The organism is uncultured Sphingomonas sp. (genome assembly GCF_964237335.1).
GTDB lineage: Bacteria > Pseudomonadota > Alphaproteobacteria > Sphingomonadales > Sphingomonadaceae > Sphingomonas.
Genome location: NZ_CAXSHM010000001.1, coordinates 1 through 21,917, shown reverse-complemented (window position 1 = coordinate 21,917; position 21,917 = coordinate 1). Strand labels below are relative to the sequence as shown.

Here is a 21,917-nt window from a genome sequence, read left to right as displayed (position 1 = left end):
GCCGGTGACGGCCGGCGTCCGCTGGATCGACGCGCCGGAGGAGGCGAGGTCCGCGCAGGCCGCGGCCTGGCTCGTCAGGCTAGACGATCCGCGGGTGGATCGGTGGCTGGCTCGCTCGCCTGCCTTGGCCGCGGATCTTCCGATCGTCGCCAGTAGCGCCGACGCGGGCGAGCGGCTGGTCCGCCGACGGCTCGCGCGGCTGTTGCTCGGCGAGATGACGGGAATGTGGCCTGCCGGGGTGGTGCTGGACCGTACGGCCGGGGGCGGTCCGATCGTTGCTGTTCCCGCCGATTGGCACGTCTCGCTCGCTGGCAGGGCACCGTGGTGCGCGGTCGCCGTCGCCCGTTCGCCGGTCGGCATCGATGTCGAGCCGATCGCGGGGGAACCGTTACCGCTCGATCTGCTGACGGCGGCGGAACGGGCGTGGATCGCCGATCGGCCGGCCGCCGACCGCCTGCGCGCGTCGCTCGCCTGCTGGGTAGCGAAGGAGGCGCACGCCAAGCGCTTCGGCCATCCGCGCGGCCTCGATCCTGCGGCCGTGGAGACTCAGCCCGCGGGTCGGCCCAGGTTCGTCCGCTCGGGCGACGACTGGTCGCGGGTGGTGTTCGCCGGTGGCGCGGCTTGTGTCGCGGCAGTGGCGGTCGACATCGAATAGGGACGCTCGCTAGCTTGGATGGCCCAGTGACGGTTCGGCGTCGCGCCCATCGTAAAGCGCAGCTCGCCGCCCGCCTCGATCTCGGCATGCGTGATGTAGCTGCGGGCCAACGGCTTGCCGTCCAGCGTCACCGCCTCGACATAACAGTTGCGGCCGCTCAGCCCGCTCGCGAGAATTGCTAACGCCTTGCCGTCCGGCAGGTGCAGCACCGCGCGCGGCAGGAACGGTCGCCCGATCGCATATTCCAGGCTGCCGGGCGTCACCGGGTAGAAGCCCATCGCGGTGAACACGAGCCAGGCGGACATCTGCCCCAGGTCGTCGTTGCCCGCGAGGCCGTCGGGCGTCGGCTTGTACTGGCTGCCGACGATCTGCGCCAACCGCTCCTGCGTCCGCCACGGCGCGCCGGCATAGTCGTAGAGATAGGCGACGTGGTGGCTCGGCTCGTTGCCATGGATATACTGGCCGATCAGCCCGGCGATATCCTCGGCACGGCTGTAGTCGAGCTTTGAATTGTCATAGTCGAACATCGCGTCCAGCTTGGCGACCACCTTGGCGTCGCCGCCCATCGCGCCGAACAGCGCCGCCTGATCCTGCGGCACGAACCAGCTATATTGCCAGGCATTGCCCTCGGTATAGTCGGAGCCGTAGTCGATCGCGGTCGGATCGAACGGCGTCCGGAACGCGCCCGACGCCAGCCGCGCGCGGACGAAGCCGGTCGCGGGATCGAACGTGTTGCGCCAGTTGCCCGCACGCTTCTCGAACGGAGCAGCCACGTCGCTGCGGCCCATCGCCTGCGCCATCCGCGACAGCGCCCAGTCGTCATAGGCGTATTCGACGGTCTTGGACGCCGCCTCCGGGTCGCGATCGATGGGATCATAGCCGCGCGCCATGTACTCGCCGAGGCCGCCGTAGGGCGCGTAGGTGGCGCTCGCGACCATCGCCTTCAGGGCGGCGTCGGCGTCGAAGCCACGAATGCCTTTGAGATACGCGTCTGCGATCACCGGAACGGCGTGATAGCCGATCATCGTCCACGTCTCGCGCCCCTGGAACTGCCACACCGGCAGGATGCCGAACGGGCTCTCCTGCTGGCTTGCCACCAGCGAACGGACAACGTCGACGGTGGTCTGCGCGGGCTGGACGATCGTCAGCAGCGGATGCTCGGCGCGGAACGTGTCCCACAGCGAGAAAGTGGACCGGAAGGTGAAGCCGTCGGCGCGGTGCACGGCGTCGTCCGGGCCGCGATACCGCCCATCCGCGTCGCTCGCTACCGACGGAGCGAGCAGCGAGTGGTACAACGCCGTCATCACGTTGCGCCGCATCGGCGCGGGGCCGGCGACCTCCAGCGCACCCAGTGCCTCGCGCCACGCGGCGGTCGTGCGGGCATGGATCGCGTCGAAATCGCCAGGCTCGGCATCGAGGTTGGCGATCGCGCCTGCCTCGTCGACCGACGAGATGGCTACCTTCACCTCCAGCGGCTTCGCGAGCCGGCCGAAGTCGAGTCGTGCAACCAGCGCGCGTCCCGTACGCTCGGCTACGGCGTCCGTGCCGCGACCGGGACCCTGGAACCCCTTGTAGGCGACGTCCTTCTCCGTGCTGACGAAGGCATGGTCCGTCAGCGGCGCGTCGAAGCGCATCGCGAAGCACAGGATGCGATCGGGAGCCCAGCCGCGCGTCTGGCGACAGCCGGTGACGCTGCCGTCGTCGCGCACCCGCACTGACGACCACAGCACCTTGCCGGGATAGTTGTAGAGCGACGTGCGCAGGTCGAGCACCAGATGCGCCGCCTCGCCGCGCTGGAAGCGGTAGCGGTGGACGCCGACGCGCGTGCCCGCCGTCATCTCCGCCCGGACGTGGGCGTCCGACAGGGTGACGGCGTAGTAACCTGGCTTCGCGACCTCGTCGGCATGGGAGAAGCGGGACCGATACCCCGATCCGGGATTGGCGGGATCGCCTGGTTCCAGCGGCACCGTGTCACCCGAAACGGGCATGACCAGGAAGTCACCCAGGTCCGAATGACCGGCGCCCGAGAAATGCGTGTGGCTGAAACCCTGGATCGTCGGGTCGGTGTAGCGATAGCCGGCCGCCCATTTGTAGCTGTCGCGGACGACGTGGCTGGTGTCGGTGTCGGGGCTTAGCTGCACCATCCCGAACGGCGCGGTCGCGCCCGGGTAGGTGTGACCCTCGCCGCCGGTGCCGATCATCGGATCGACGTCCGCCAGCGGGTCCGGCGCGGCGGGTGCAGCGGTGAGGGGGGCGGCGAGGATGAGGGCGAGTGCGGTGGCGGCGAGGGGGCGGATCATGGGCGGGTTAGAGCATGACCCAGTTCCAACGTCACCCCTCGTCACCCCGGACTTGATCCGGGGTCCCGCTTATCGCCGGTATCAAGGAAGCGGGACCCCCGGTCGAGCCCCGGGGTGACGGGTAAGGCTACCGCTCGCTTAGATAGTACCGCTCCACCTCGGCCAGGTCGTCGTCCAGCTCGTACACGATCGGCTGTCCCGTCGGGATCTCCAGGCTCGTGATCTCGTCGTCTGGAATGTTCGATAGGTGCTTCACCAGCGCGCGCAAGCTGTTGCCGTGGGCGGAGATCATCACCCGCTGGCCGCTCCGCAGCGCCGGCGCGATCCGCTCGTTCCAATAGGGCAGCACGCGGTCGATCGTGTCCTTCAGGCTCTCGGTTCGCGGGATGGCGATGCCGGCGTAGCGGCGGTCGTGGGACAGGTCGAACGGGCTGCCGGGCTCCTGCTGGGGCGGTGGCACGTCGAAGCTGCGGCGCCAGACGTGGACCTGGTCGGCGCCGTGACGTGCCGCCGTCTCCGCCTTGTCGAGCCCGGTCAGCCCGCCGTAATGCCGCTCGTTCAGCCGCCAGTCCTTCTCGACCGGCAGCCACAACCGCCCCATCGCTTCCAGCGCGATGTTGAGCGTCTTGATCGCGCGGGTCTGCAGGCTGGTGAAGCAGGTGTCCGCGTCCATGCCCTTGGCCGTCAGCAGCTCGCCCGCCGCGCGTGCCTCCTCGCGACCCTTGTCGGTCAGGTCCACGTCCCACCATCCGGTGAAGCGGTTCTCGAGGTTCCAGGCGGACTGGCCATGGCGGATGAGGATCAGCGTGGGCATCGGGTCTCCGTTACAGGATCAGGGTCATGAAGCGATTGTGGGGACTGGGCGGATAACCGCCGAACGCGTCCCGGTCGACGAAGCCGAACCGCTCGTACAGCGCGTTGGCTGCCGCGAAGCGCGGGCCGACGCCGGTCTCCAGGTTGACGCGATGGTGGCCGTCCGCGCGGGCGGCGGCGATCAGCCCGTCGAGGATCAGGCGGCCCACCTTGCGGCCGAGATAGGCAGGGTCGGTGCGCATCGACTTCACCTCCGCCTCGCCATCGCCCAGCGCGCGGAGCGCGCCGACGCCCGCGAGCGCGTCACCATCCCAGGCTGCGAAGAACCGGATGTCGGGACTGCGCAATGCGGCGGGGTCGAGCGCGTGGGCAAAGCCAGAAGGAAAGCCGTTGTGCGCTTCGCGATGATGAAAGGCGAGCAGCGCAGTCACCACCGGATCGTCCAATCCGCCCTCGCGAACGATCAGCTCCGTCATCGTCGACCGCCTGAGGGGATCAGGTCGATCATCGTCGCCAGCGTTTCGAGGGTGGCATGGGCGAGGGCCTTGGATCGCTCCGGGCTCCACCCGAACTCGGGATCGGGGTTGAGGTCGTGGTCCTTGAACGGCATCTCCAGCGTCATAGCCACCGCGCCGAACCGCTCGGCGATCTGATTGGTCGACATCGACAGGTTCGCGCGGCCCGCGGCCGCCTTGCCGTAACCGCGCTCGGTCTGAAAATCGGGCGTGTGCGCTGCCAGTCGCCGGCCGAACTCGTAGAACAGCTCACCCTGCGCGTCGGTCCAGTTCGGGATGCCCTCGAAGCCGGCGATGAAATTGGCCGGGATCGCCTCGTCGCCATGGACGTCCATCGCATAGGCGACGCCGGTTCCGTCCATCGCCGACAGCACGCCCAGCACTTCGGGGCTGCGCTCGGCGGACGGCGCGTGCCATTCGCGGTTGAGGTTCACGCCCGCGGCGTTGGTGCGCAGATGGCCACGCCGCGTGCCGTCCGGGTTCATGTTGGGGACTAGGTGGAAGGTGAAGGCGTCGAGTAGCGCACGCGTCGTCGGATCGGTCGCGTCGGCGAGCCGCTCCAGCGCGCCTTCCATGAGCCACTCGCACATCGACTCGCCGGGATGCTGGCGCGCGTAGATCCAGGCGGGTCGAGAGCCGCTGCCGACCGTCAACAAGTCGATCGGCTGCCCGTCGAGCGACCGGCCAAGCTCGCGATGCGTGAACCCCGGCGCGTTGGCGAAGCGTGCGATCAGCGAGGCGTGCCGCTCCGTGGTGTACGGCGCGAAGTACGCGAACCAGACGACGTCGCCATCCGCTCCGTCCCAATCGAACGCCAGCACGCCGTCGTCGTAGCGCGTCTCGATCTGGCGCCACGCGCCTCGGTCGGTGCTGGCTCGAGTACGATAGCCTGGCCAGCCCATCGGATAGGCGGAGCCGCCGGCGTTGACGATCCGGAACGTCCATCGACCCTCGCGCAGCCCGGCCGCGCGGAAGTAGAACCATTGGTAGAAGTCCGACCCGTGATCGCGCACGATCTCGAGATCTATGCGCTGGCCATCGACGGCGACAAAATGGATGTTGCCGCCATCAAACGCGGCGTTGATGCTCGGGGTCATTTCACTTCGATAGTGCGCCCCGAATCGCCTGGGAACCCCAGGAACAGCGCATGCGAGAGCCGCGCCGCGGTAGCATTGGCGTCGGCATCGCGCGCCGCGACGTCTGTCGCGGTCTGGGCGTGGCCCTCCCACACCGCGTCCGGCCCGCGCCGGATACGCACGCTCAGTTCCGAGATCACGCCCACGCGGCCGCGCGGATGGCCTACCGGGAAGCTGACACCGCCGCCAAGCCCGACGCCGCCACCACCACGATAGCCGCCGCCGCCCGAGAAGCCTCCCGCCCCTAGCCCGATACTGACGGGGGAGCGACGCGGCGGCAACGGTCGGTCGGTGCGATTGAACCCTACCGTCACCCGGAATTGCGGCACCGCACCCGGCGCGACCGGCGTGTAGCCCAGGCGGAGCAACTCGGCCTGCACGGCGGCAGCATAGGTCTGGAACTCGAGGCTTGGCGGCCCGCTCGTGTCGAGCGGTTCCACCGCGACCGTGCCGCGATCCGCGACCGGGTCGTAATGGAAGCGGGTCGCCTCGACCGGAAACCGCGTCGGCCCGGTCGCGCAGCCCGCGAGCCCCAACGGCACCAAGACCAGACCCACCACCGCCAGCCGCTTGTGCATATATCATCCCCATCGTGTCGTTTCGCGGTGGTAACGCTTCAATGGCGCGACGGGTCCGGGGCCGACCGGCTCGGCAATGCGGTTGACCCCCGTGCGCGCAACCACTAGGCAATTTCGTCCAGTCAGAAATCCATCGGTCAGCAGAAAACAGCCATGAAGATCCGCAACTCGCTCAAGTCGCTCAAGGGTCGTCACCGCGACAATCGCGTGATCCGTCGCCGCGGCCGCACCTATGTCATCAACAAGACCAACCGTCGCTTCAAGGCGCGCCAGGGCTGATCTTGCGCTCGGTCGAGGTGGCGCACGAGGGTCCGACGACCGTCATCTTCGACATCGGTGCCGTCCTGTACGATTGGGACCCACGGTTCCTGTACGAGCGCCTGATCCCACGGGGTGAGGCGCTTAATGCATTCTTGCGGGACGTCGTAACGCGCGAGTGGCATTTCCAGCATGACGCGGGCCGCCCCTTCGCGGAGACGTCCGCCGAGCTGATCGCGTCGCACCCACATCATGCCGACCTGGTCGCAGCCTGGGGCGAGCGGTTCCTCGACACCATCCCGGGCCCGATCCCGGGCATGCCCGAACTGGTCGACGAGCTCGATGCGGCGGGCGTGCCGCTCTATGCGATCACCAACTTCTCCGGCGAGTTCTTCCCGCCGTTCCGCGAGCGCGAGGCGGCGATGTTCGATCGGTTCCGCGACATCGTCGTTTCGGGCGACGAGAAGATGGTGAAGCCGCATGCCCCCATCTATCGTCTTGCGCTGGATAGGTTCGGGTTGCGCGCGGAAGAGGCGGTGTTCATCGACGACAATGTCGCCAACGTCGCCGGGGCGCAGGCGGTCGGGATGACCGCGCTGCACTTCACCGACGCCGCGAAATTGCGGGCGGAGTTGGTGTCGCTGGGCCTGCTGGCGCCGGCCAGCCGCTCACAGTCGGGTGCGCCCGCGCCGCCTCGCTGATCGAGAGGCCAATCAGCCGGTTTCTCCCACAGTTTGGCCAGCCTCCCGAACCAATAAAGACGGACGGCCTCGTCTCCGGTCACCTCCCGGGCAGGTACCGGCAATCAGATCTGGCAGTGGCCATGACGCTGCCCGGTCAGTGGCGATCCCATGACGCACCGTCAGCGTCCAAAAGTCGGCCGACTGGAAGATGCCGGCATTGGTGACATTGACGTCGAGATGGCGCACGGCCGCGAATGGTGCTTCTGCGCCCGTTGCATCAGGCGGACCACCAACGACGCCACGCGTCTTCCCCCGACTCGGCCCGCCACGGCATGGTCCTTGCCCGCGCTGGTTAACGATCACCTCAGCGCCAACTGCGCGCGATGGCTCGGCCGTCGGGTCGACGATCACGCGTTCGCCCCTCTTGCCAGTGCTGACAGCGCCAAGGGGTTTTGCGTCCTGAAAGTCGCCTGCCGTTGTTGCGGTCAGGAAGTGGTGCCCAGGGGCGGAGTTGAACCACCGACACGACGATTTTCAGTCGTCTGCTCTACCACTGAGCTACCCGGGCACTCCCGCGTTGGCGGGAGCGGGCTCATTAGTCGCGGGTTTCGGGGCTGTCCAGCCCGTCCGCGTCACCCGACGGATCGGCGGGATGCGCGGGCAGGCGGTATCCGTCGGACAGCCATTGCAGCAGGTCGCGATCGCGGCAGCCCTGGCTGCAGAAGGGCGCGGTCGTGGGGTCGGCCGGCTTGCCGCAGATCGGGCAGCCGTTCTTGGCGGACGCGCGGGCGATCAGTCGCTCTCCAGATCGGGGGTGGCGCCGGTGCGCCGGGCGAGGTCCGCCAGCCAATCGGGCTGGGCGGCGATCCGTGCCAGCACTGCCGCGGGCAGGCGATGGCGGCGCGGCGCGCCGGGCGGCACCCGCTCCAGCCGGCGGAGCGCCGCGCGCGCCTCTGCGCCCATCGGGTCGACCCGCAGCAGCTCGGGCAGCGAGGCGCGGGGTCTCGGCCGCACGATCTGGAGGAACCCGAAGCCGTTGACCGCGGTCCGCTCGAACGGCGGCGGCAGCGCGGCGTCCAGCGCCGCGGCGACCGCCTGGCGCGGCTCGCGTCCCGCGACGGTCGGGAAATCGATCCCGATCGATCCGCCGATGCCGTGACGACGGATCGCCTCCGCCACTGCGGGCGCGGCGGCGAGCGCAAGCGGGGTCGGGGGCGTCGGACCGTCGACGTCGAACAGCGTCATCGCGGGCGTCGGCGTCATCCGGAGCGCGCCGCCGGCAAAGGCGATCTCGCCGGTCAGCGCCTCGTCGAGCAGTTCGGACCAGCCGGCCGCTTCCAGCGCATCGGCCTCGTGCGCACGGAGCCGACGAACGGCGGCGCCGGTGGCGGCGATGCGCGCGAGCAGGTCGGGCCCGGCCGCAGGGGCGGCATCGGACGACGCTGGTTCCGCCTTCGTGCGCTTGGCCCGGCCGGGCTCCGGGATCGCCTCGCGCGTGACGGTCACCAGCAGCGCGGCGCCCTGCGACAGGCCCGGCGGCAAGCGGACCAGCATCGCTTCGCTGCCGCCGTCCAGCATGACGATCGCCGGCGGGCCTCGGTCCGCGAGCCGGGCGCGCAGGACGGCGCCAACGCGCGGGCCTGCGTCGTCCAGCTCGATCGCGGCCTCCAGGATGCGACCGTCCTCGACCAGCGCCGCGCGGCTCTCGCCGATCCCGGCTTCGTACAGCCATTCGGCCACGGGCGGATCAGTCGACCGCGATGCCGCAGGCCGCAAGCAGCGCGCGCGTCTCGAACAGCGGCAGGCCGACCACGCCCGAATGGCTGCCGTGCAGGAAGCGGACCCACGCCTCCGCCCGGCCCTGGATCGCATAGCCGCCGGCCTTGCCGCGGCCTTCGCCGCCGGCGACGTACGCGTCGATCTCGGCGCGCGAGAGCGGGCGAAGGGCGACGATCGTGTCCGACAGGCGCACGCGGACCACGCCCGCCGGATCGATCGTGGCGACGGCGCTGAGGCAATGGTGCCGCCGGCCGGACAGCAGCGCGAGCATGCGAACATGGTCAACGTCGTCCACAGGCTTGCCCAGGATCCGCCGGCCGGCCGCGATCACGGTGTCGCCGGCGATCACCGCCTCGTTCGGGCCCCGCTCGACGGCGAGCGCCTTGGCTTCGGCAAGCCTAAGTACATGATTTCGCGGAAGTTCTCCGGGCAGCGGCGTCTCGTCGACGTCGGGCGCGGCCACACGCGCGGGCGTTATGCCGATCCGGGCCAGCAGATCGAGCCGGCGCGGGCTGGTGGAGGCGAGAACGAGCCGCACCGGATCGGGTGCGGCGGTCGGCACCGGATTGCCCGTCAGGACGGGCCGGGGCCGCCGCGGCCCGGCATGAAGCGATAGGTGATCCGTCCCTTGGTGAGATCGTACGGCGTCAGTTCGACCAGCACCTCGTCGCCCGTCAGCACGCGGATGCGGTTCTTGCGCATCTTGCCGGCCGTGTGGCCGAGAATCTCGTGGTTGTTTTCGAGCTGGACGCGGAACATCGCGTTGGGGAGCAACTCCACCACGCGGCCACGCATCTCGAGCAGTTCTTCCTTGGGCAAACAATACCTCGCTTCGGGTTCGGCGCGCCCTTAGCGGACGGGCGCGCAAAAGGGAAGGCGAGGGCATGGATCCGCCCGCGTTCCCGTCAATCCCCAAATGGGGAGCCTCGCCACGACCATCAATCGCGCGAGCGGGGCGTCAGACGCCGTGCTGATAGCCTAGGCTCGGCGGCAGCGCCACCGGCACGCCGTCGCGCACGAGCGTTAGTCCCGCCCCGGCCGCGAACGTACCTATGCGGGTGGCCGGGACCGGCGGTTCGAAGCCGGCAGGCGCGGCGAAGAGGAGCTGGTAATCGTCACCCGCCGTCGCCGCCCGGAGCACGTCATCGCCGGCAAAGGCACGGTAGGCGGCCGACAGCGGCACGGCGGACAGGTCGATGCCGACGGCGAGCCCGCTGGCGGCGGCGATGCGCGTGGCGTCGATCAGCAGCCCGTCCGACACGTCCGCCATCGCATTGACGAGCGGCGCGAGCGCGCGACCCTCGGCGACTAGCGGCCTGGGACGGCGATAGGCGGCGAGCAGCACGTCCGGACCGTCGGCCCCTAGCGCAATCGCGAGCCCCGCGCCCGCGTCACCGATCGTACCCGTCACCCACAGTCCGTCACCCGCCCGCGCGCCCGATCGCGGCGGCGCGGCGGCGTCCGTGCCTAGTGCGGTGATCGTCAGCACGCGCGGCGCACCCTGGGGCAGCGACACCGTGTCACCCCCGATCAATGGCGTCGCGAACGCGGCCAAGGCCTCGGCCAGCCCCGCCACGAACGCGCGATCCCACGCATCGTCGGTCAGCGGATAGTTGAGCAGCACGCCTTCCGGGCGGGCACCCTTGGCCGCCAGATCGGACAGGTTCTGCGCGACGAGCTTCCAGGCGACGTCGCCGGGCGGATCGCCGGGCAGGAAGTGCACGCCCTCCACGATCGTGTCGGTGGTGAGGACGTACGGACCGACGACGGCCGCATCGTCGGTCAGCCCCCGCGCGCCCGGATGCAGCGGCAGGGTGCGCAGCGCGGCGATGAACTCGACCTCCGTCATGTTGCCGCCGCGCCTACACGCGCCACAGACTTGGTGGAACCGGCGCCTGCGATGTACACCGCCCGGCATGACAGCCGCCGCCCCGCCGATCGACCTTGCCGCCCATGTCGTCCAGCTCGCGCTGACGCCGATCTTCCTGCTGACGGGCATCGCCTCGATGCTCAACGTCTTCACCTCGCGGCTCGCGCGGGTCTCGGATCAGGTCGACAAGGCGATGGCGTTGGCGGAGGAGCGTCCGCGCCAGCTCGCGCGGCTGCGATCGCGCTCGCACCTGCTCGACGTCGCGGTGCTGTTGGCGGCGATCGGGGGCGCGCTGACGTGCGGTGCGGCGATGACGTTGTTCGTCGGCGCGATCCGCACCGGCGCCGCCGGCGGGCTGTTGTTCACGCTGTTCGGCGGGGCGCTCGGCTGCTCGATCCTGGGGCTGGGCGCGTTCGCGGTCGAAATGATCCTCGCCGGCCGCACGGTGCGCGAGCAGGTGGAGGAGCGGTCGGCCAAGGCGGAGGGCAGGCCGCCCGCCGTCTGACGTCACGCGATCAATCCTCGCGGCGAGCGCCGTCCAACAGGCGAGCCTGCCGCTCCGCCGCGATCCGTTCCGCCTGTTTCTGCGCGCCCGTCCGGCCGAACGCCACGCGGTTGGCGGCGGCCTGCGCTTCCCGATCGACGCGCGCCTTCGCCTTGCGGGCGCGGCCGAGACCGACGACCGTCGCCGTCACGCGCCGGCGGGCTCGGGCGCGCGCGGCCGCACGTCCTTGGCGATCGCATCGAGCAGGCCGTTGACGAACCCCGCCTCGCGCCGTTCGTAGAAGGCGTGGGCGACGTCGACATATTCGCTGATGATCGCGCCCACCGGCACGTCGGCGCGGGCGAGCAGCTCATAGGTGCCGGCGCGCAGGATCGCCTTCATCGGCTTGTCGAGGCGTTCCAGCGTCCATCCGCTCGCGAGCTTGGCCGCCACCGCGCCGTCGATCTCGCCGGCCCGCGCGGCCGCGCCGCGCACCAGATCGTCGAAGAAGGCAACGTCCGCCTCCTCATATTCCACGTCCTCGATCGTCGCGCCCAGCCGGTGCTGGTGGAACTCGTGGAGCAGCGGAGCGACCGCGATGCCTTCCATGTCGCGCTGATACAGCGCCTGGACGGCGGCGAGGCGCGCGGCGGCGCGGGCCCGGGTGCGGGGCTGGCGGATCTGGGTTCGGGCCATCGGACGCCGCATGTAGGCGCGGGCGCGGCCTGCGTCACCCCATTGATAGCGGCGTTGGGCTCGCGGCGTTGGACGCGCGCTAGGCGCGCGGTGTCTGCGCGCGGCGGCGGTCACAACCGGCCGAAGACCGCCTCGAACCCCGCCCGGTCGCCCGCGGCGAGGAAGCGCGCCTGTTCCACCCAGCGATCCCGCGCGAGGCGGCCCTGGAACGCGCCCAAGCTGGCGTCGATCGCGTCCGCCGCATCGTCGTCGAGCGCGGCGATCTGGCCGACGCAGGTGATGCCCAGCTCCGCCAGCCGCGCCGCGACCTTGGGCCCCAGGCCCTTTAGCTGCGTCACCGGGCCGCCCGCTGGGGAGGCGGCGACGGGCTCGGGAAAGGTCTGGGTTTGGGTCTGCGTCTGCGATTGCGACTGCACCTGCGCCGGCGGCACCGGAGGCAGCGGACGCTGCCCCTCCCGGGGCGATATGGCGCCGGGCTCCGCGGGCGGGACCGGCGCTGACGGGGGAGCCTCGACCTGGGAGCTCTCGACCGGGAGAGCGTCGCGATGCTCGTCGGCATAGGCGTCGAGCCGTTCCTGTTCCTCCCGCTGCGCCAGGGTGCGACGGCGTTTCAGGCGCGCGCCGTACACCATCGCGATCAGCACGATCACGGCGACCGCCGCGATCAGGATCAGATGGGCGGTGGTGATCGCCTCCACCGCGGAGAACGGGTCGGCGCCGGCGCCGGGCGGAGGACTGGTCTGCATCGAATCTACCTCGCGCCGGAGCGAGCGGCCGGCAGGCTGATCATGCCACGGATCGGGCCGGCGAAGAACCTCGCTCGTGCGTCCGGCATCACCCGCGCGCGCCGATGTCACGACGATGGAAGCCGTCGGGGTAGTCGATGCGGTCGACCGCCCGGTAGGCGAGCGCGCGCGCGTCGGCGAGCGTGTCGGCCGCCGCCGTCACCGTCAGGACGCGACCGCCCGACGCCACCAGCCTGCCCCCGTCGCCGTCGCCGTCGTCGGCCCGCGTGCCGGCGTGGAAGACGCGCGCGCCGGTCGCCTCTGCCGCCGCGATCCCGCCGATCGCGCCGCCCGCGACGGGCGCATCGGGATAGCCCCGGGCGGCCACCACGACGCCCAGCGCCGCGCCGCGCGCGAACCGGGGGTGCGGCGCGTCGGCCAGCCGCCCTTGCGCCACCGCCAGCAACAGCGTCAGCAGGTCGCCCTCGAACCGCATCATCAGCGCCTGGCATTCCGGGTCGCCGAAGCGGACATTGTACTCGATCAGCTGCGGTCCTTCGTCGGTCAGCATCAGGCCGGCGTACAGGACGCCGACGAACGGTGTCCCGTCCTGCGCCAGCGCCGCCACCGTCGGACGGACGATGCGCGCCATCGCCTGCTCCTCGAGGTCGGGGGTGAGCGCGACCGACGGGCTGAACGCGCCCATGCCGCCCGTGTTGGGGCCGGTGTCGCCCTCGCCGACGCGCTTGTGGTCCTCCGCCGAGCCGAACGCCGCGATATCGGCGCCGTCGCACAGCACGAACAGGCTCGCCTCCCGGCCGGACAGGAACCGCTCCAGCACCGCCTCCGCGCCCGGTACCTGGAACAGGGCGGACAATGCATCCACCGCCTCGCCGCGCGTCGCCGCGACCGTCACGCCCTTGCCGGCGGCCAGCCCGTCCGCCTTCACCACCACCGGCAGGCCGAACCCGTCGAGCGCCGCGAGCGCGTCGGCGAGCGACGCCAGCCGGCGATAGGCGGCGGTGGGGATGTGGACCCTGGCGCACAGGTCCTTGGTGAAGCCCTTCGACCCCTCCAGACGCGCCGCCGCCGCGGACGGGCCGAACACCGCCACGCCGCCCTCGCGCAGATCGTCCGCCAGCCCCGCCACCAACGGCGCCTCGGGGCCGATCACGACAAGCGCCACGTCACGCGATCGGCAGAAGTCGAGCACCGCTCCATGATCGGCGATGTCCAGCGCGACGCATTCCGCGTGGGTCGCGATCCCCGGATTGCCCGGCGCGGCGAACAGCCGCATCAGCCCGGGCGATTGCGCCAGCCGCCAGGCGAGCGCATGTTCGCGGCCACCGCCGCCCACCAGCAGGACGTTCATGCCCGATCCCTTCGCGCCCACGCTCGACACCCGCGCCGACCGGCCCGCGCGGCTGGTAGCCGAGAGCCTGCCCGGCGACAACGCAGCCGCGGTCTCGGTGGGCGAGCTTGCGGGGCGGCTCAAGCGGCTGGTCGAGGGCGAGTTCGGCCATGTCCGGCTGCGTGGCGAGATATCGGGTTACAAACGCGCGACGTCCGGCCACGTCTATCTGGCGCTGAAGGACGACGTCGCGGTGATCGACGGCGTGATGTGGAAGGGTTCGGCCGCCGCGCTCGCCTTTACGCCCCAGGACGGGATCGAGGTGATCGCGACCGGCCGCCTGACGACCTATCCCGGCCGATCCAAATACCAGATCGTGATCGAGCGGATGGAGCTCGCCGGCGCGGGCGCGCTGATGGCGCTGTTCGAGAAGGTGAAGGCGCGGCTCGCCGGCGAGGGACTGTTCGATCCCGCGCGCAAGCGGCCGCTGCCGTTCCTGCCGCGCGTCATCGGCGTCGTCACCAGCCCGACCGGCGCGGTGATCCGCGACATCCTCCACCGGCTGGAGGACCGCTGTCCGACGCGCGTCGTGGTGTGGCCGGTGAAGGTGCAGGGGGAGGGGGCGGCGGCGGAGGTCGCGGCGGCGATCCGCGGGTTCGACGCGCTGCCGGCCGACGGCTCGGGCCCCGTGCCGCGTCCCGATCTGGTGATCGTCGCGCGTGGCGGCGGATCGATCGAGGACCTGTGGGCCTTCAACGAGGAGGCGGTGGTGCGCGCGGTCGCGGCCTGCTCGATCCCGATCATCTCCGCGGTGGGCCACGAGACGGACACGTCGCTGTGCGACCACGCCGCCGACCTGCGCGCGCCGACGCCCACCGCCGCCGCCGAGCTCGCCGTGCCGGTGCTGGCGGACCTGCGCTTCACGCTCGATGCGCAAGGCGCGCGGACGGAGCGGTGCGCGCGCCGCTACGTCGAGCGCGGGCGCGAGCGGGCCGACGCGCTCGCCCGGCTGCTGCCGACGCGCGATCGGCTGCTCGGACCCCAGCGCCAGCGCGCCGACGATGCGGGCCAGCGGCTCGACCGCGCGCTCGAACGCCGGGTAACGCTGGCGCGCGGCGCGCTCGACCGCGGCGGCGGCGCGCTGCGTCCGGCGATGCTGGAGCGCCAGCTCGAGGCGGCGCGCCGCCGGCTGGAGGCGACGTGGCGGCTTGCCGAATCACTCAACCCCGACGGCGTGCTCCAGCGCGGCTATGCGATCGTCACCGACCGCGACGGCCGCGTGCTGCCGACCGCCGACGAAGCGCGCGCGGCCGGGCAGGTGACGATCCGCTTCCGCGACGAGCCGGTGCCGGCGGTGGTGGAGAGCGCGACGGTTGAGCGCGCGACGGTTGAGCGCGCGACGGTTGAGCGCGCGACGGTTGAGCGTGCCCGGCCGCGCGGCTACGTCAAGCCGGCGGCCGACCAGCCGCAGCTGTTCTGACCTTCTCTCGGGCTGTTTTTCCATGCTGATGTCCAACACCAACCGCGCGGCACGGCTCCACTACATGGCCAACGGCTTCCGCGTGCTGACGCCCGGCGACCATGTGGTGTGCGCGCGGTCGGGCGCGTCGATCCCGATCGAGGAACTGCGCTACTGGAGCGTCGTCCGGCAGGAGCCCTACGCCAGCGCAGAGGTCGCGACGGAGGCGATGGCGCCGCGATGAGGCGGGGGGCGGCGTCGATGGTCGCGCTGGCGCTGATCGGCTGCCTGTCGCACTCGACGGCAGCCGCTCCGCGCCAGATCGATGCGACGCGATTACCGGTTCCGATTGCCGAACATACGGCTTTCGAGGTGACGGGTACATTGGAGCAGGGTGGTCTGGCGACCGGCCTTGCCCCTGTGGACGCACCGCTGACGCTCGATGGCCGGCCGGTTCCGGTCGCGCCCGACGGCCGGTTCATCGTCGCCTTCGATCGGGACGCGGGGCCTGTCGCCGAGTTGCGTTACGTCTCCCCCAACGGCGTCTTCCTCGTCCAACGCCTCACCATCGCCCCCCGCGCGTGGCGGATCGAGCGGCTGCCGACGCTGCCCCGCCACGCGCAGCCCGAGCCCGAGTTCGAGGCGCTGCGCGCGCCCGAGGCCGCCGCCATCGCCGCGGCGCGCGCAACCGTCACCGACGCCGCCGGCTGGCGCCAGTCGTTCCGCTGGCCGGTCGCCGGGCGCCAGTCGGGCTGGTTCGGCTCGCAGCGCATCTATGCCGGCGAGCCCGGATCGTACCACACCGGCGCCGATATCGCGGTGCCCGACGGCACGCCGGTGGCCGCGCCCGCCGACGGCGTGGTGATCCTGGCGGCGGACCATCCCTTTACGCTGGAGGGCAATCTGTTGATGATCGACCATGGCATGGGGCTGTCCACCGCGCTGCTCCACCTGTCGCGGATCGACGTGGCGGTCGGCGAGCATGTGCGCCAGGGTCAGATCGTCGGCCGGTCGGGGCACAGCGGCCGCGCGACCGGGCCGCACCTGCATTGGGGCCTGCGCTGGCGCGACGCACGGCTGGACCCGCTGCTCGTCGCGGGAAGCCCGCCGCCGCGCTGACGCAGCGGGCCGACGCATCAAAATGTCGATCGCGAGCGCGTCACGGACATAGTGTGGCTGTTGTGGCACACGGCCCCGACAAGTTCCGCGCGTCCTGAATGCCGGCTTTACAGTGGGTGACGCTGGCGTCATCTCCCGATCATCAACCGCTGGACCGTCAAAGACGGCCGGGGTTCAGGGACGCCGGCCGCTCGCGAACGCGAAAGGCCCGGGAAAAAGGGAAAAGCGGACGTGATCAGAACCACTGGACTCAAGCGCAAGTCGCTCACGCTCGGCGTGTCGTCGGCGGCGTTGCTCGTCGCGCTGGCCGGCCCGGCCTTCGCGCAGACCGCGCCGGCCACGACGCAGGAGACGCCGGCGCCCGGCGATGCGCAGACGCCGGGCAACGTCGCGCTCAAGGACCAGAACTCGCAGGACACGGCGCTGTCGTCGTCCAAGGACCAGGCGCAGGCCGATGGCGGCGATGTCGTCGTCACGGGTACGCTGTTCCGCGGCACGGCGCAGACGCCGTCGCCCGTCACCACCCTGACGGCCGCCAACCTCGAGCAGCGCGGCATCAACACGGTGACGGAGGCGATCCAGCGCCTGTCGGCCAACGGCGCCGGCACGCTGCCCAACTCCTTCTCCGCCAACGGCGCGTTCGCGGCCGGTGCCTCGGCGCCGTCGCTGCGCGGCCTGACGACTGATTCGACGCTGGTGCTGTTCGACGGCCTGCGCGCGGCCTATTATCCGCTCGCCGATGACGGCGTGCGCAACTTCGTCGACATCAACCAGATCCCCGACGCGATCGTCGATCGGATCGAGGTGCTGAAGGACGGCGCGTCCTCCACCTATGGCGCGGACGCGGTCGCGGGCGTGGTCAACATCATCACCAAGAAGCAGATCACCGGCGTCCACCTCAACGGATCGGCCGGCATTTCCGAGCGTGGCGACAGCGCGGAGCAGCGGCTCGACGCCACGGTAGGCTATGGCGACCTGTCGGAGAACCACTTCAACTTTTACGTCAGCGGCGAGTATCAGAAGGATGCGATCCTCTACAATCGGGATCGTGGTTATCCGTACAACACGTCGGATCTCAGCGGACTCTGCGCACCAAGCGTAGGTACCGCGACAATTCCTGCCGGCACCACGACGTGTCGCAGCAACGGAGTCTTGAACGGCATTCAGGCTGACGGCACTTATGCCGGCTTCGCAGCGACGATAAATCCGACTGTTCGTCCCTACAACGCAACCAACACGGCGGCATTATCGCGATATACGCTGCTCAATCCAGCGCAGGGTTGCGGTGTACTCCCCACGGTCACGTTGAACGCGGCGCAGGCAGCCGCCAACACGGCTGCGGCGATCACAAACTGCCAGCAGGATAACCGCAATCTGTACAGCGTAATCACGCCGGCGCAGGAGCGGATTGGCGGCAGCGCGCGACTGACAGTCCAACTTGGCGAGAAGACGCAGGCCTATGTCTCAGGCAATTTCTATCAAAGCGATGTGTTTTACACTGGCGTCCCGGCATCTGTCCGCACGACTTCAGCAAACGGTGGCGGGCTTTACAACGGCGCGCTGCCGACGACGACAACCCTTGCGTTGCCGGTATTCGTCTGCCCACTCAATGGCGCGAACGCGACCTATCCGAACAGCGTGCCGACAGCGCCCGGCGGTTGCACCGCAGCAAATGGAACGCTGAACCCGAATAATCCGTACGCGGCTCTTGGCGAAACGGCCCGTATCTATAGCTACCTTCAGGGCATCCCGCTCAGCAACGAGCGGCGCAGCCGCAGCTACCGCGCAGCGGCCGGATTGAACGGAAGCGCCGGCAGCCTGTTCGACTATTCGGTCGAAGGCACGTATAACCGCGAAGATTTGCGGGCGACCTACAACGGATACATCAATCTGCAACGACTGATCAATGTGGTCGCGGATGGCAGCTATAACTTCGTCAATCAGGCTGCGAACAGCCAGGCGGAACGCAACTATCTGGCGCCCAGCTTTGTCGTTAACTCGAAGTCCGAACTCGCGCAGGTTCAGATCACGCTTCGAAAGGAGCTGTTCAACCTACCGGGCGGTCCGCTTGGGATCGCGGCGGGTGGCGCGTTCCGCTATGAGGAAATCTACGCTCCAAGCGCCAATCCGGTGGACACCGCAGACGCATTCGATACCACCAACATCAACCGGTTCGGGACCAGTGGTGCGCGTGGTGTTGCCTCGGGCTTCTTTGAAATCAACGTGCCGCTGTTCAACCAGTTCCTGCTGAACGGTTCGGGTCGCTACGACAGCTACTCGTCGGGACAGACGAACTTCTCGCCAAAGATCGGCGGCAAGTTCACCCCGATCAAGCAGATTTCATTCGTCAGCACCTTCTCCAAGGGGTTCCGCATCCCGAGTTTCGCCGAGGCCTATGGCCTGCCGACGACCGGTTTCTCGACTTTCACGCCTCCTGCGTCGTATCAGAACAGCGCCGCTTGCACTATTCCAGGAACTGTCCCGGCTGCAAAATATGCGTATTGCACCAATACGTATAGTGTCGGTGTGACGTCGGTCGGCAATCCGAACCTCAAGCCTGAGAAGGCAACAAACTTCACTGCGGGTGTGATCCTCAATCCGACGAACAACATCAGTCTACGCGTAGATTATTATAATATCTACAAGAAGGACCTGATCATCGCCGCCACTCCAGGCGATCAGGTTTCTCTATATTATGCGAGCAATGGATCGGGTGCCCTTGCTTCCGGCGTGCAGGGTATCACGGTAGATAACGTGAACTATATTCCCGGTCAGGGACCGTATCCTCTGCTCGCCACGCTTACCTCGGCTTTCTTCAACGCCAACTCTGCCAAGAGCACCGGTATCGACTTTGACCTAGAGAGTTCCTACAACATCACGCCCGGCGTTAAGTGGATCAGTTCGTTGGATGCGAACTATGTGCTTGAGCTCAGCACGACGATCAATGGCGTCAAACAGAACTACGTAAACTCGCTCGGACCGTATCAGACGACGTCTGCTTCAGGAACGCCTCGCTGGCGGGGCAGCTGGCAGAACACCTTTGACTTCGGTAAATTAGCGCTGACTGGCACCGCATATTACACATCCGGCTATTCGGAAGGCGCAGCGGATGCCGGCAATACGCCTGATGGCCAGACCTGCTATTCCTCCACAGCTGCGGCAGGGACGCCGGCGTCTAATATTGGGAGTTTTGCGGTCTATCGCGATGGTGCTACGGTCGTCGCCTGCCGCGTGAAGCATTTCATCGACGTGGACGTAACGGCGACGGCCAAGGTCAACGACAATTTCACGTTGTATTTCAACGTGCTCAACGTGCTCAACGTGTCGGCACCGTACGATCCCAGCACTTACGGCGCTTCCAACTACAACCCCGCCTGGGCGAATGCCGGCATCATCGGCCGCTACTTCCGCATGGGCGCGCGCGTGAAGTTCTAGGCTTCGCCGCCGGACGAGATCGGGCCGGCTCCTCACGGGGCCGGCCCTTTTCGTATCTGCCGTCAATGGCCGGCGCAGTGGCCGTCACGCCGTCAGCAGCAATCGCCCGTCTCCTTCGTCGACGTGCACCGTCGCGCCGTCCTTCACGTCGCCGCGCAGGATCATGTCGGCGAGCGGGTCCTGCACGTAGCGCTGCACCGCGCGGCGCAGCGGGCGGGCGCCATAGACGGGATCGTACCCCACCCGCCCCAGCCACACGCGCGCCGCGTCCGTCAGGTCGAGCGTGATCTTGCGATCCGCCAGCAGCCGCCCGACGCGCGCCACCTGGATGTCGACGATCGGCGCCATGTGCGCCTGGCCCAGCCGGTGGAACAGGATGATCTCGTCCAGCCGGTTGAGGAACTCGGGCCGGAAATGCCCGCGCACGATCTCCATCACCTGCGGCTCGACGCTCGCCACGTCCTCGCCGTCGGCGATGTTGGCCAGGTACTGCGATCCCAGGTTCGACGTCAGGATGATGATCGTGTTGGCGAAATCCACCGTCCGCCCCTGGCCGTCGGTCAGCCGCCCGTCGTCGAGCACCTGGAGCAGCACGTTGAACACGTCGCCGTGCGCCTTCTCCACCTCGTCGAACAGCACGACCTGATACGGGCGCCGCCGCACCGCCTCGGTCAGCACGCCGCCCTCCTCGTAACCGACATAGCCCGGCGGCGCGCCGATTAGCCGCGCGACCGCGTGCTTCTCCATGAACTCGCTCATGTCGATGCGCACCATCGCGTTCGGATCGTCGAACAGGAACTCGGCCAGCGCCTTGGTCAGCTCGGTCTTGCCGACGCCGGTAGGGCCGAGGAAGAGGAACGAGCCGAGCGGCCGCCCGGGATCCTGCAGCCCTGCGCGCGCGCGGCGGACGGCGTTGGCGACGGCGCGAACCGCCTGTTCCTGGCCGATCACGCGCGCGCCGAGCTTCGCCTCCATCTGCAACAGCTTGTCGCGCTCGCCCGCCAGCATCCGGTCGACGGGAATGCCGGTCCAGCGCGAGACGACGCCGGCGATGTCGTCAGCGACCACCTCTTCGCGCAGCATCGCTCCCGCCATCGCCCCGGCCGCATCGGCGAGCTGCTTCTCCAGCGCCGGGATCGTGCCGTAGGACAGCTCGCCCGCCCGTGCGAGGTCGCCGGACCGCTGCGCCTGCTCCAGCGCCAGCCGCGCCGCGTCGAGCTGTTCCTTCAGCTTCGCCTCCGCGCCGATCTTGTCCTTCTCGGCGGTCCAGCGCAGCGTCAGCGCGGCGGACTGTTCCTCCAGCCCCGCCAGCTCCGCCTCGATGTGCGCGAGCCGGTCGACCGAGCCCGCGTCGCTCTCGCGCTTCAATCCCTCGCGCTCGATCTTCAGGCGCAGGATGCGGCGATCGAGCGTCTCGATCTCCTCGGGCTTGCTCTCCACCTCCATGCGGATGCGGCTGGCGGCCTCGTCCATCAGGTCGATCGCCTTGTCGGGCAGGAAACGGTCGGTGATGAAGCGGTTGGATAGCGTCGCGGCGGCGACAAGCGCGCCGTCGGTGATCCGCACGCCGTGGTGCAGCTCGTATTTCTCCTTCAGCCCGCGCAGGATCGAGATCGTGTCCTCGACCGTCGGCTCGCCGACCTGCACCGGCTGGAACCGCCGCTGCAACGCCGGGTCCTTCTCGACATACTTGCGATATTCGTCGAGCGTCGTCGCGCCGACGCAGTGGAGCTCGCCGCGGGCGAGCGCGGGCTTGAGGAGGTTGCCCGCGTCCATCGCGCCCTCCGATTTGCCCGCGCCGATCAGCTGGTGCATCTCGTCGATGAACAGGACGATGTCGCCCTCGGCCGCCTTCACCTCGTCGAGCACGCCCTTCAGCCGCTCCTCGAACTCGCCGCGATATTTCGCGCCCGCGATCAGCGCGCCCATGTCGAGCGCCATCAGCCGGCGACCCTTCAGCGTGTCGGGCACGTCGCCGTTGGCGATGCGCAGCGCGAGGCCCTCGGCGATCGCGGTCTTGCCGACGCCGGGCTCGCCGATCAGCACGGGGTTGTTCTTGGT

23 protein-coding genes and 1 tRNA gene are annotated in these 21,917 nt (G+C 69.3%); 8 read left to right on the top strand and 16 right to left on the bottom strand.

From position 1 onward, the window contains the following. Positions 1-4: 4 nt before the first annotated feature. Positions 5-655 carry a 4'-phosphopantetheinyl transferase family protein gene (locus tag ACFE65_RS00120; protein WP_375380294.1) on the top strand — a complete coding sequence of 217 codons (651 nt, stop codon included), beginning with the start codon at positions 5-7 and terminating at the stop codon, positions 653-655. Here ACFE65_RS00120 and ACFE65_RS00115 read toward each other — a convergent pair. The 5 genes from ACFE65_RS00115 to ACFE65_RS00095 all read right to left on the bottom strand — a co-directional run bounded on the left by ACFE65_RS00115 (position 547) and on the right by ACFE65_RS00095 (position 5,997). Then, on the bottom strand, positions 547-2,955 hold the full coding sequence (locus tag ACFE65_RS00115; RefSeq protein ID WP_375380293.1) for a GH92 family glycosyl hydrolase: 2,409 nt from the start codon (positions 2,953-2,955) through the stop codon (positions 547-549). The genes ACFE65_RS00120 and ACFE65_RS00115 overlap by 109 nt on opposite strands. A 127-nt stretch (positions 2,956-3,082) precedes the next feature. Next, the gene (gene gpmA / locus ACFE65_RS00110; RefSeq protein WP_375380292.1) at positions 3,083-3,769 is read right to left on the bottom strand and encodes a 2,3-diphosphoglycerate-dependent phosphoglycerate mutase; all 687 of its coding nucleotides are present in this window, start codon (positions 3,767-3,769) and stop codon (positions 3,083-3,085) included. A gap of 10 nt (positions 3,770-3,779) precedes the next feature. Continuing rightward, the gene (locus tag ACFE65_RS00105) at positions 3,780-4,244 is read right to left on the bottom strand and encodes a GNAT family N-acetyltransferase (protein ID WP_375380291.1); all 465 of its coding nucleotides are present in this window, start codon (positions 4,242-4,244) and stop codon (positions 3,780-3,782) included. After that, the gene (locus tag ACFE65_RS00100; RefSeq protein WP_375380290.1) at positions 4,241-5,380 is read right to left on the bottom strand and encodes a M14-type cytosolic carboxypeptidase; all 1,140 of its coding nucleotides are present in this window, start codon (positions 5,378-5,380) and stop codon (positions 4,241-4,243) included. Before ACFE65_RS00100 ends, ACFE65_RS00105 begins: the two co-directional genes overlap by 4 nt. Then, positions 5,377-5,997 (bottom strand): hypothetical protein, encoded by a 621-nt coding sequence (locus tag ACFE65_RS00095; RefSeq protein WP_375380289.1) that lies wholly within the window; start codon positions 5,995-5,997, stop codon positions 5,377-5,379. The genes ACFE65_RS00100 and ACFE65_RS00095 overlap by 4 nt, the downstream gene beginning before the upstream one ends. Before the next feature lie 153 nt (positions 5,998-6,150). Between ACFE65_RS00095 and ykgO the strand changes: the two genes are divergently transcribed. Beyond that, positions 6,151-6,276: a type B 50S ribosomal protein L36 gene (ykgO, locus tag ACFE65_RS00090; protein WP_004210176.1), complete on the top strand. Its 126-nt coding sequence runs from the start codon at positions 6,151-6,153 to the stop codon at positions 6,274-6,276. A 2-nt stretch (positions 6,277-6,278) separates the two neighbouring features. After that, a complete protein-coding gene (locus ACFE65_RS00085; protein WP_375380288.1) occupies positions 6,279-6,956 on the top strand; it encodes an HAD family hydrolase in 678 nt (225 codons plus the stop codon). Positions 6,957-7,431: 475 nt separating this feature from the next. Here the strand turns inward: ACFE65_RS00085 and ACFE65_RS00080 are convergent. The 6 genes from ACFE65_RS00080 to thiL form a co-directional block, all read right to left on the bottom strand. Next, a tRNA-Phe gene (locus ACFE65_RS00080) sits at positions 7,432-7,506 on the bottom strand. A gap of 27 nt (positions 7,507-7,533) precedes the next feature. Next, positions 7,534-7,731 (bottom strand): DNA gyrase inhibitor YacG, encoded by a 198-nt coding sequence (locus tag ACFE65_RS00075; RefSeq protein WP_375380526.1) that lies wholly within the window; start codon positions 7,729-7,731, stop codon positions 7,534-7,536. Further along, positions 7,731-8,678 (bottom strand): ribonuclease, encoded by a 948-nt coding sequence (locus ACFE65_RS00070; protein ID WP_375380287.1) that lies wholly within the window; start codon positions 8,676-8,678, stop codon positions 7,731-7,733. The genes ACFE65_RS00075 and ACFE65_RS00070 overlap by 1 nt, the downstream gene beginning before the upstream one ends. 7 nt (positions 8,679-8,685) lie before the next feature. Beyond that, entirely contained in the window at positions 8,686-9,255 is a 570-nt protein-coding gene (locus tag ACFE65_RS00065) for a Maf family protein (protein ID WP_375380525.1), read from the bottom strand. Positions 9,256-9,290: 35 nt separating this feature from the next. Then, the gene (infA, locus tag ACFE65_RS00060) at positions 9,291-9,536 is read right to left on the bottom strand and encodes a translation initiation factor IF-1 (protein ID WP_197394904.1); all 246 of its coding nucleotides are present in this window, start codon (positions 9,534-9,536) and stop codon (positions 9,291-9,293) included. Between the two features lie 139 nt (positions 9,537-9,675). Beyond that, positions 9,676-10,566 carry a thiamine-phosphate kinase gene (gene thiL / locus ACFE65_RS00055; protein WP_375380286.1) on the bottom strand — a complete coding sequence of 297 codons (891 nt, stop codon included), beginning with the start codon at positions 10,564-10,566 and terminating at the stop codon, positions 9,676-9,678. A 67-nt stretch (positions 10,567-10,633) separates the two neighbouring features. Here thiL and ACFE65_RS00050 point away from each other — a divergent pair, with 67 nt between their 5' ends. Next, positions 10,634-11,092, top strand: coding sequence for a DUF2721 domain-containing protein (locus ACFE65_RS00050; protein WP_375380285.1), 459 nt, complete (start codon positions 10,634-10,636; stop codon positions 11,090-11,092). 10 nt (positions 11,093-11,102) lie between these two features. On the opposite strand, the gene ACFE65_RS00045 is transcribed toward ACFE65_RS00050, so the two are convergent. The 4 genes from ACFE65_RS00045 to purD all read right to left on the bottom strand — a co-directional run bounded on the left by ACFE65_RS00045 (position 11,103) and on the right by purD (position 13,864). Beyond that, positions 11,103-11,282, bottom strand: a complete 180-nt coding sequence (locus ACFE65_RS00045; RefSeq protein ID WP_375380284.1) for a DUF4169 family protein — start codon at positions 11,280-11,282, stop codon at positions 11,103-11,105. Further along, complete coding sequence (gene nusB / locus ACFE65_RS00040) at positions 11,279-11,767, bottom strand: transcription antitermination factor NusB (RefSeq protein WP_375380283.1); 489 nt, start codon at positions 11,765-11,767, stop codon at positions 11,279-11,281. Before nusB ends, ACFE65_RS00045 begins: the two co-directional genes overlap by 4 nt. A 110-nt stretch (positions 11,768-11,877) precedes the next feature. Then, positions 11,878-12,513 carry a hypothetical protein gene (locus ACFE65_RS00035; protein ID WP_375380282.1) on the bottom strand — a complete coding sequence of 212 codons (636 nt, stop codon included), beginning with the start codon at positions 12,511-12,513 and terminating at the stop codon, positions 11,878-11,880. An 88-nt stretch (positions 12,514-12,601) separates the two neighbouring features. Continuing rightward, positions 12,602-13,864 (bottom strand): phosphoribosylamine--glycine ligase, encoded by a 1,263-nt coding sequence (purD, locus tag ACFE65_RS00030; RefSeq protein ID WP_375380281.1) that lies wholly within the window; start codon positions 13,862-13,864, stop codon positions 12,602-12,604. On the opposite strand from purD, the gene xseA reads away from it, so the two are divergent. From xseA to ACFE65_RS00010, 4 genes are all read left to right on the top strand, one after another. After that, positions 13,863-15,323 (top strand): exodeoxyribonuclease VII large subunit, encoded by a 1,461-nt coding sequence (xseA, locus tag ACFE65_RS00025; RefSeq protein WP_375380280.1) that lies wholly within the window; start codon positions 13,863-13,865, stop codon positions 15,321-15,323. The genes purD and xseA overlap by 2 nt on opposite strands. Positions 15,324-15,345: 22 nt before the next feature. Next, on the top strand, positions 15,346-15,546 hold the full coding sequence (locus ACFE65_RS00020; protein ID WP_375380279.1) for a DUF2093 domain-containing protein: 201 nt from the start codon (positions 15,346-15,348) through the stop codon (positions 15,544-15,546). Further along, entirely contained in the window at positions 15,543-16,421 is an 879-nt protein-coding gene (locus ACFE65_RS00015) for a M23 family metallopeptidase (RefSeq protein ID WP_375380278.1), read from the top strand. The genes ACFE65_RS00020 and ACFE65_RS00015 overlap by 4 nt, the downstream gene beginning before the upstream one ends. Before the next feature lie 231 nt (positions 16,422-16,652). Next, positions 16,653-19,856 carry a TonB-dependent receptor domain-containing protein gene (locus ACFE65_RS00010; protein WP_375380277.1) on the top strand — a complete coding sequence of 1,068 codons (3,204 nt, stop codon included), beginning with the start codon at positions 16,653-16,655 and terminating at the stop codon, positions 19,854-19,856. 84 nt (positions 19,857-19,940) lie between these two features. On the opposite strand, the gene ACFE65_RS00005 is transcribed toward ACFE65_RS00010, so the two are convergent. Further along, the coding region (locus tag ACFE65_RS00005; RefSeq protein ID WP_375380276.1) for an AAA family ATPase at positions 19,941-21,917 on the bottom strand (1,977 nt) is incomplete at its 5' end.

Coding starts and splice junctions, on each gene's coding strand:
- ACFE65_RS00115 (WP_375380293.1), bottom strand. CDS start 2,955: ATGATCCGCCCCCTCGCCGCCACCGCACTCGCCCTCATCCTCGCCGCC.
- gpmA (WP_375380292.1), bottom strand. CDS start 3,769: ATGCCCACGCTGATCCTCATCCGCCATGGCCAGTCCGCCTGGAACCTC.
- ACFE65_RS00105 (WP_375380291.1), bottom strand. CDS start 4,244: ATGACGGAGCTGATCGTTCGCGAGGGCGGATTGGACGATCCGGTGGTG.
- ACFE65_RS00100 (WP_375380290.1), bottom strand. CDS start 5,380: ATGACCCCGAGCATCAACGCCGCGTTTGATGGCGGCAACATCCATTTT.
- ACFE65_RS00095 (WP_375380289.1), bottom strand. CDS start 5,997: ATGCACAAGCGGCTGGCGGTGGTGGGTCTGGTCTTGGTGCCGTTGGGG.
- ykgO (WP_004210176.1), top strand. CDS start 6,151: ATGAAGATCCGCAACTCGCTCAAGTCGCTCAAGGGTCGTCACCGCGAC.
- thiL (WP_375380286.1), bottom strand. CDS start 10,566: ATGACGGAGGTCGAGTTCATCGCCGCGCTGCGCACCCTGCCGCTGCAT.
- ACFE65_RS00050 (WP_375380285.1), top strand. CDS start 10,634: ATGACAGCCGCCGCCCCGCCGATCGACCTTGCCGCCCATGTCGTCCAG.
- nusB (WP_375380283.1), bottom strand. CDS start 11,767: ATGGCCCGAACCCAGATCCGCCAGCCCCGCACCCGGGCCCGCGCCGCC.
- ACFE65_RS00035 (WP_375380282.1), bottom strand. CDS start 12,513: ATGCAGACCAGTCCTCCGCCCGGCGCCGGCGCCGACCCGTTCTCCGCG.
- xseA (WP_375380280.1), top strand. CDS start 13,863: ATGCCCGATCCCTTCGCGCCCACGCTCGACACCCGCGCCGACCGGCCC.
- purD (WP_375380281.1), bottom strand. CDS start 13,864: ATGAACGTCCTGCTGGTGGGCGGCGGTGGCCGCGAACATGCGCTCGCC.
- ACFE65_RS00020 (WP_375380279.1), top strand. CDS start 15,346: ATGCTGATGTCCAACACCAACCGCGCGGCACGGCTCCACTACATGGCC.
- ACFE65_RS00015 (WP_375380278.1), top strand. CDS start 15,543: ATGAGGCGGGGGGCGGCGTCGATGGTCGCGCTGGCGCTGATCGGCTGC.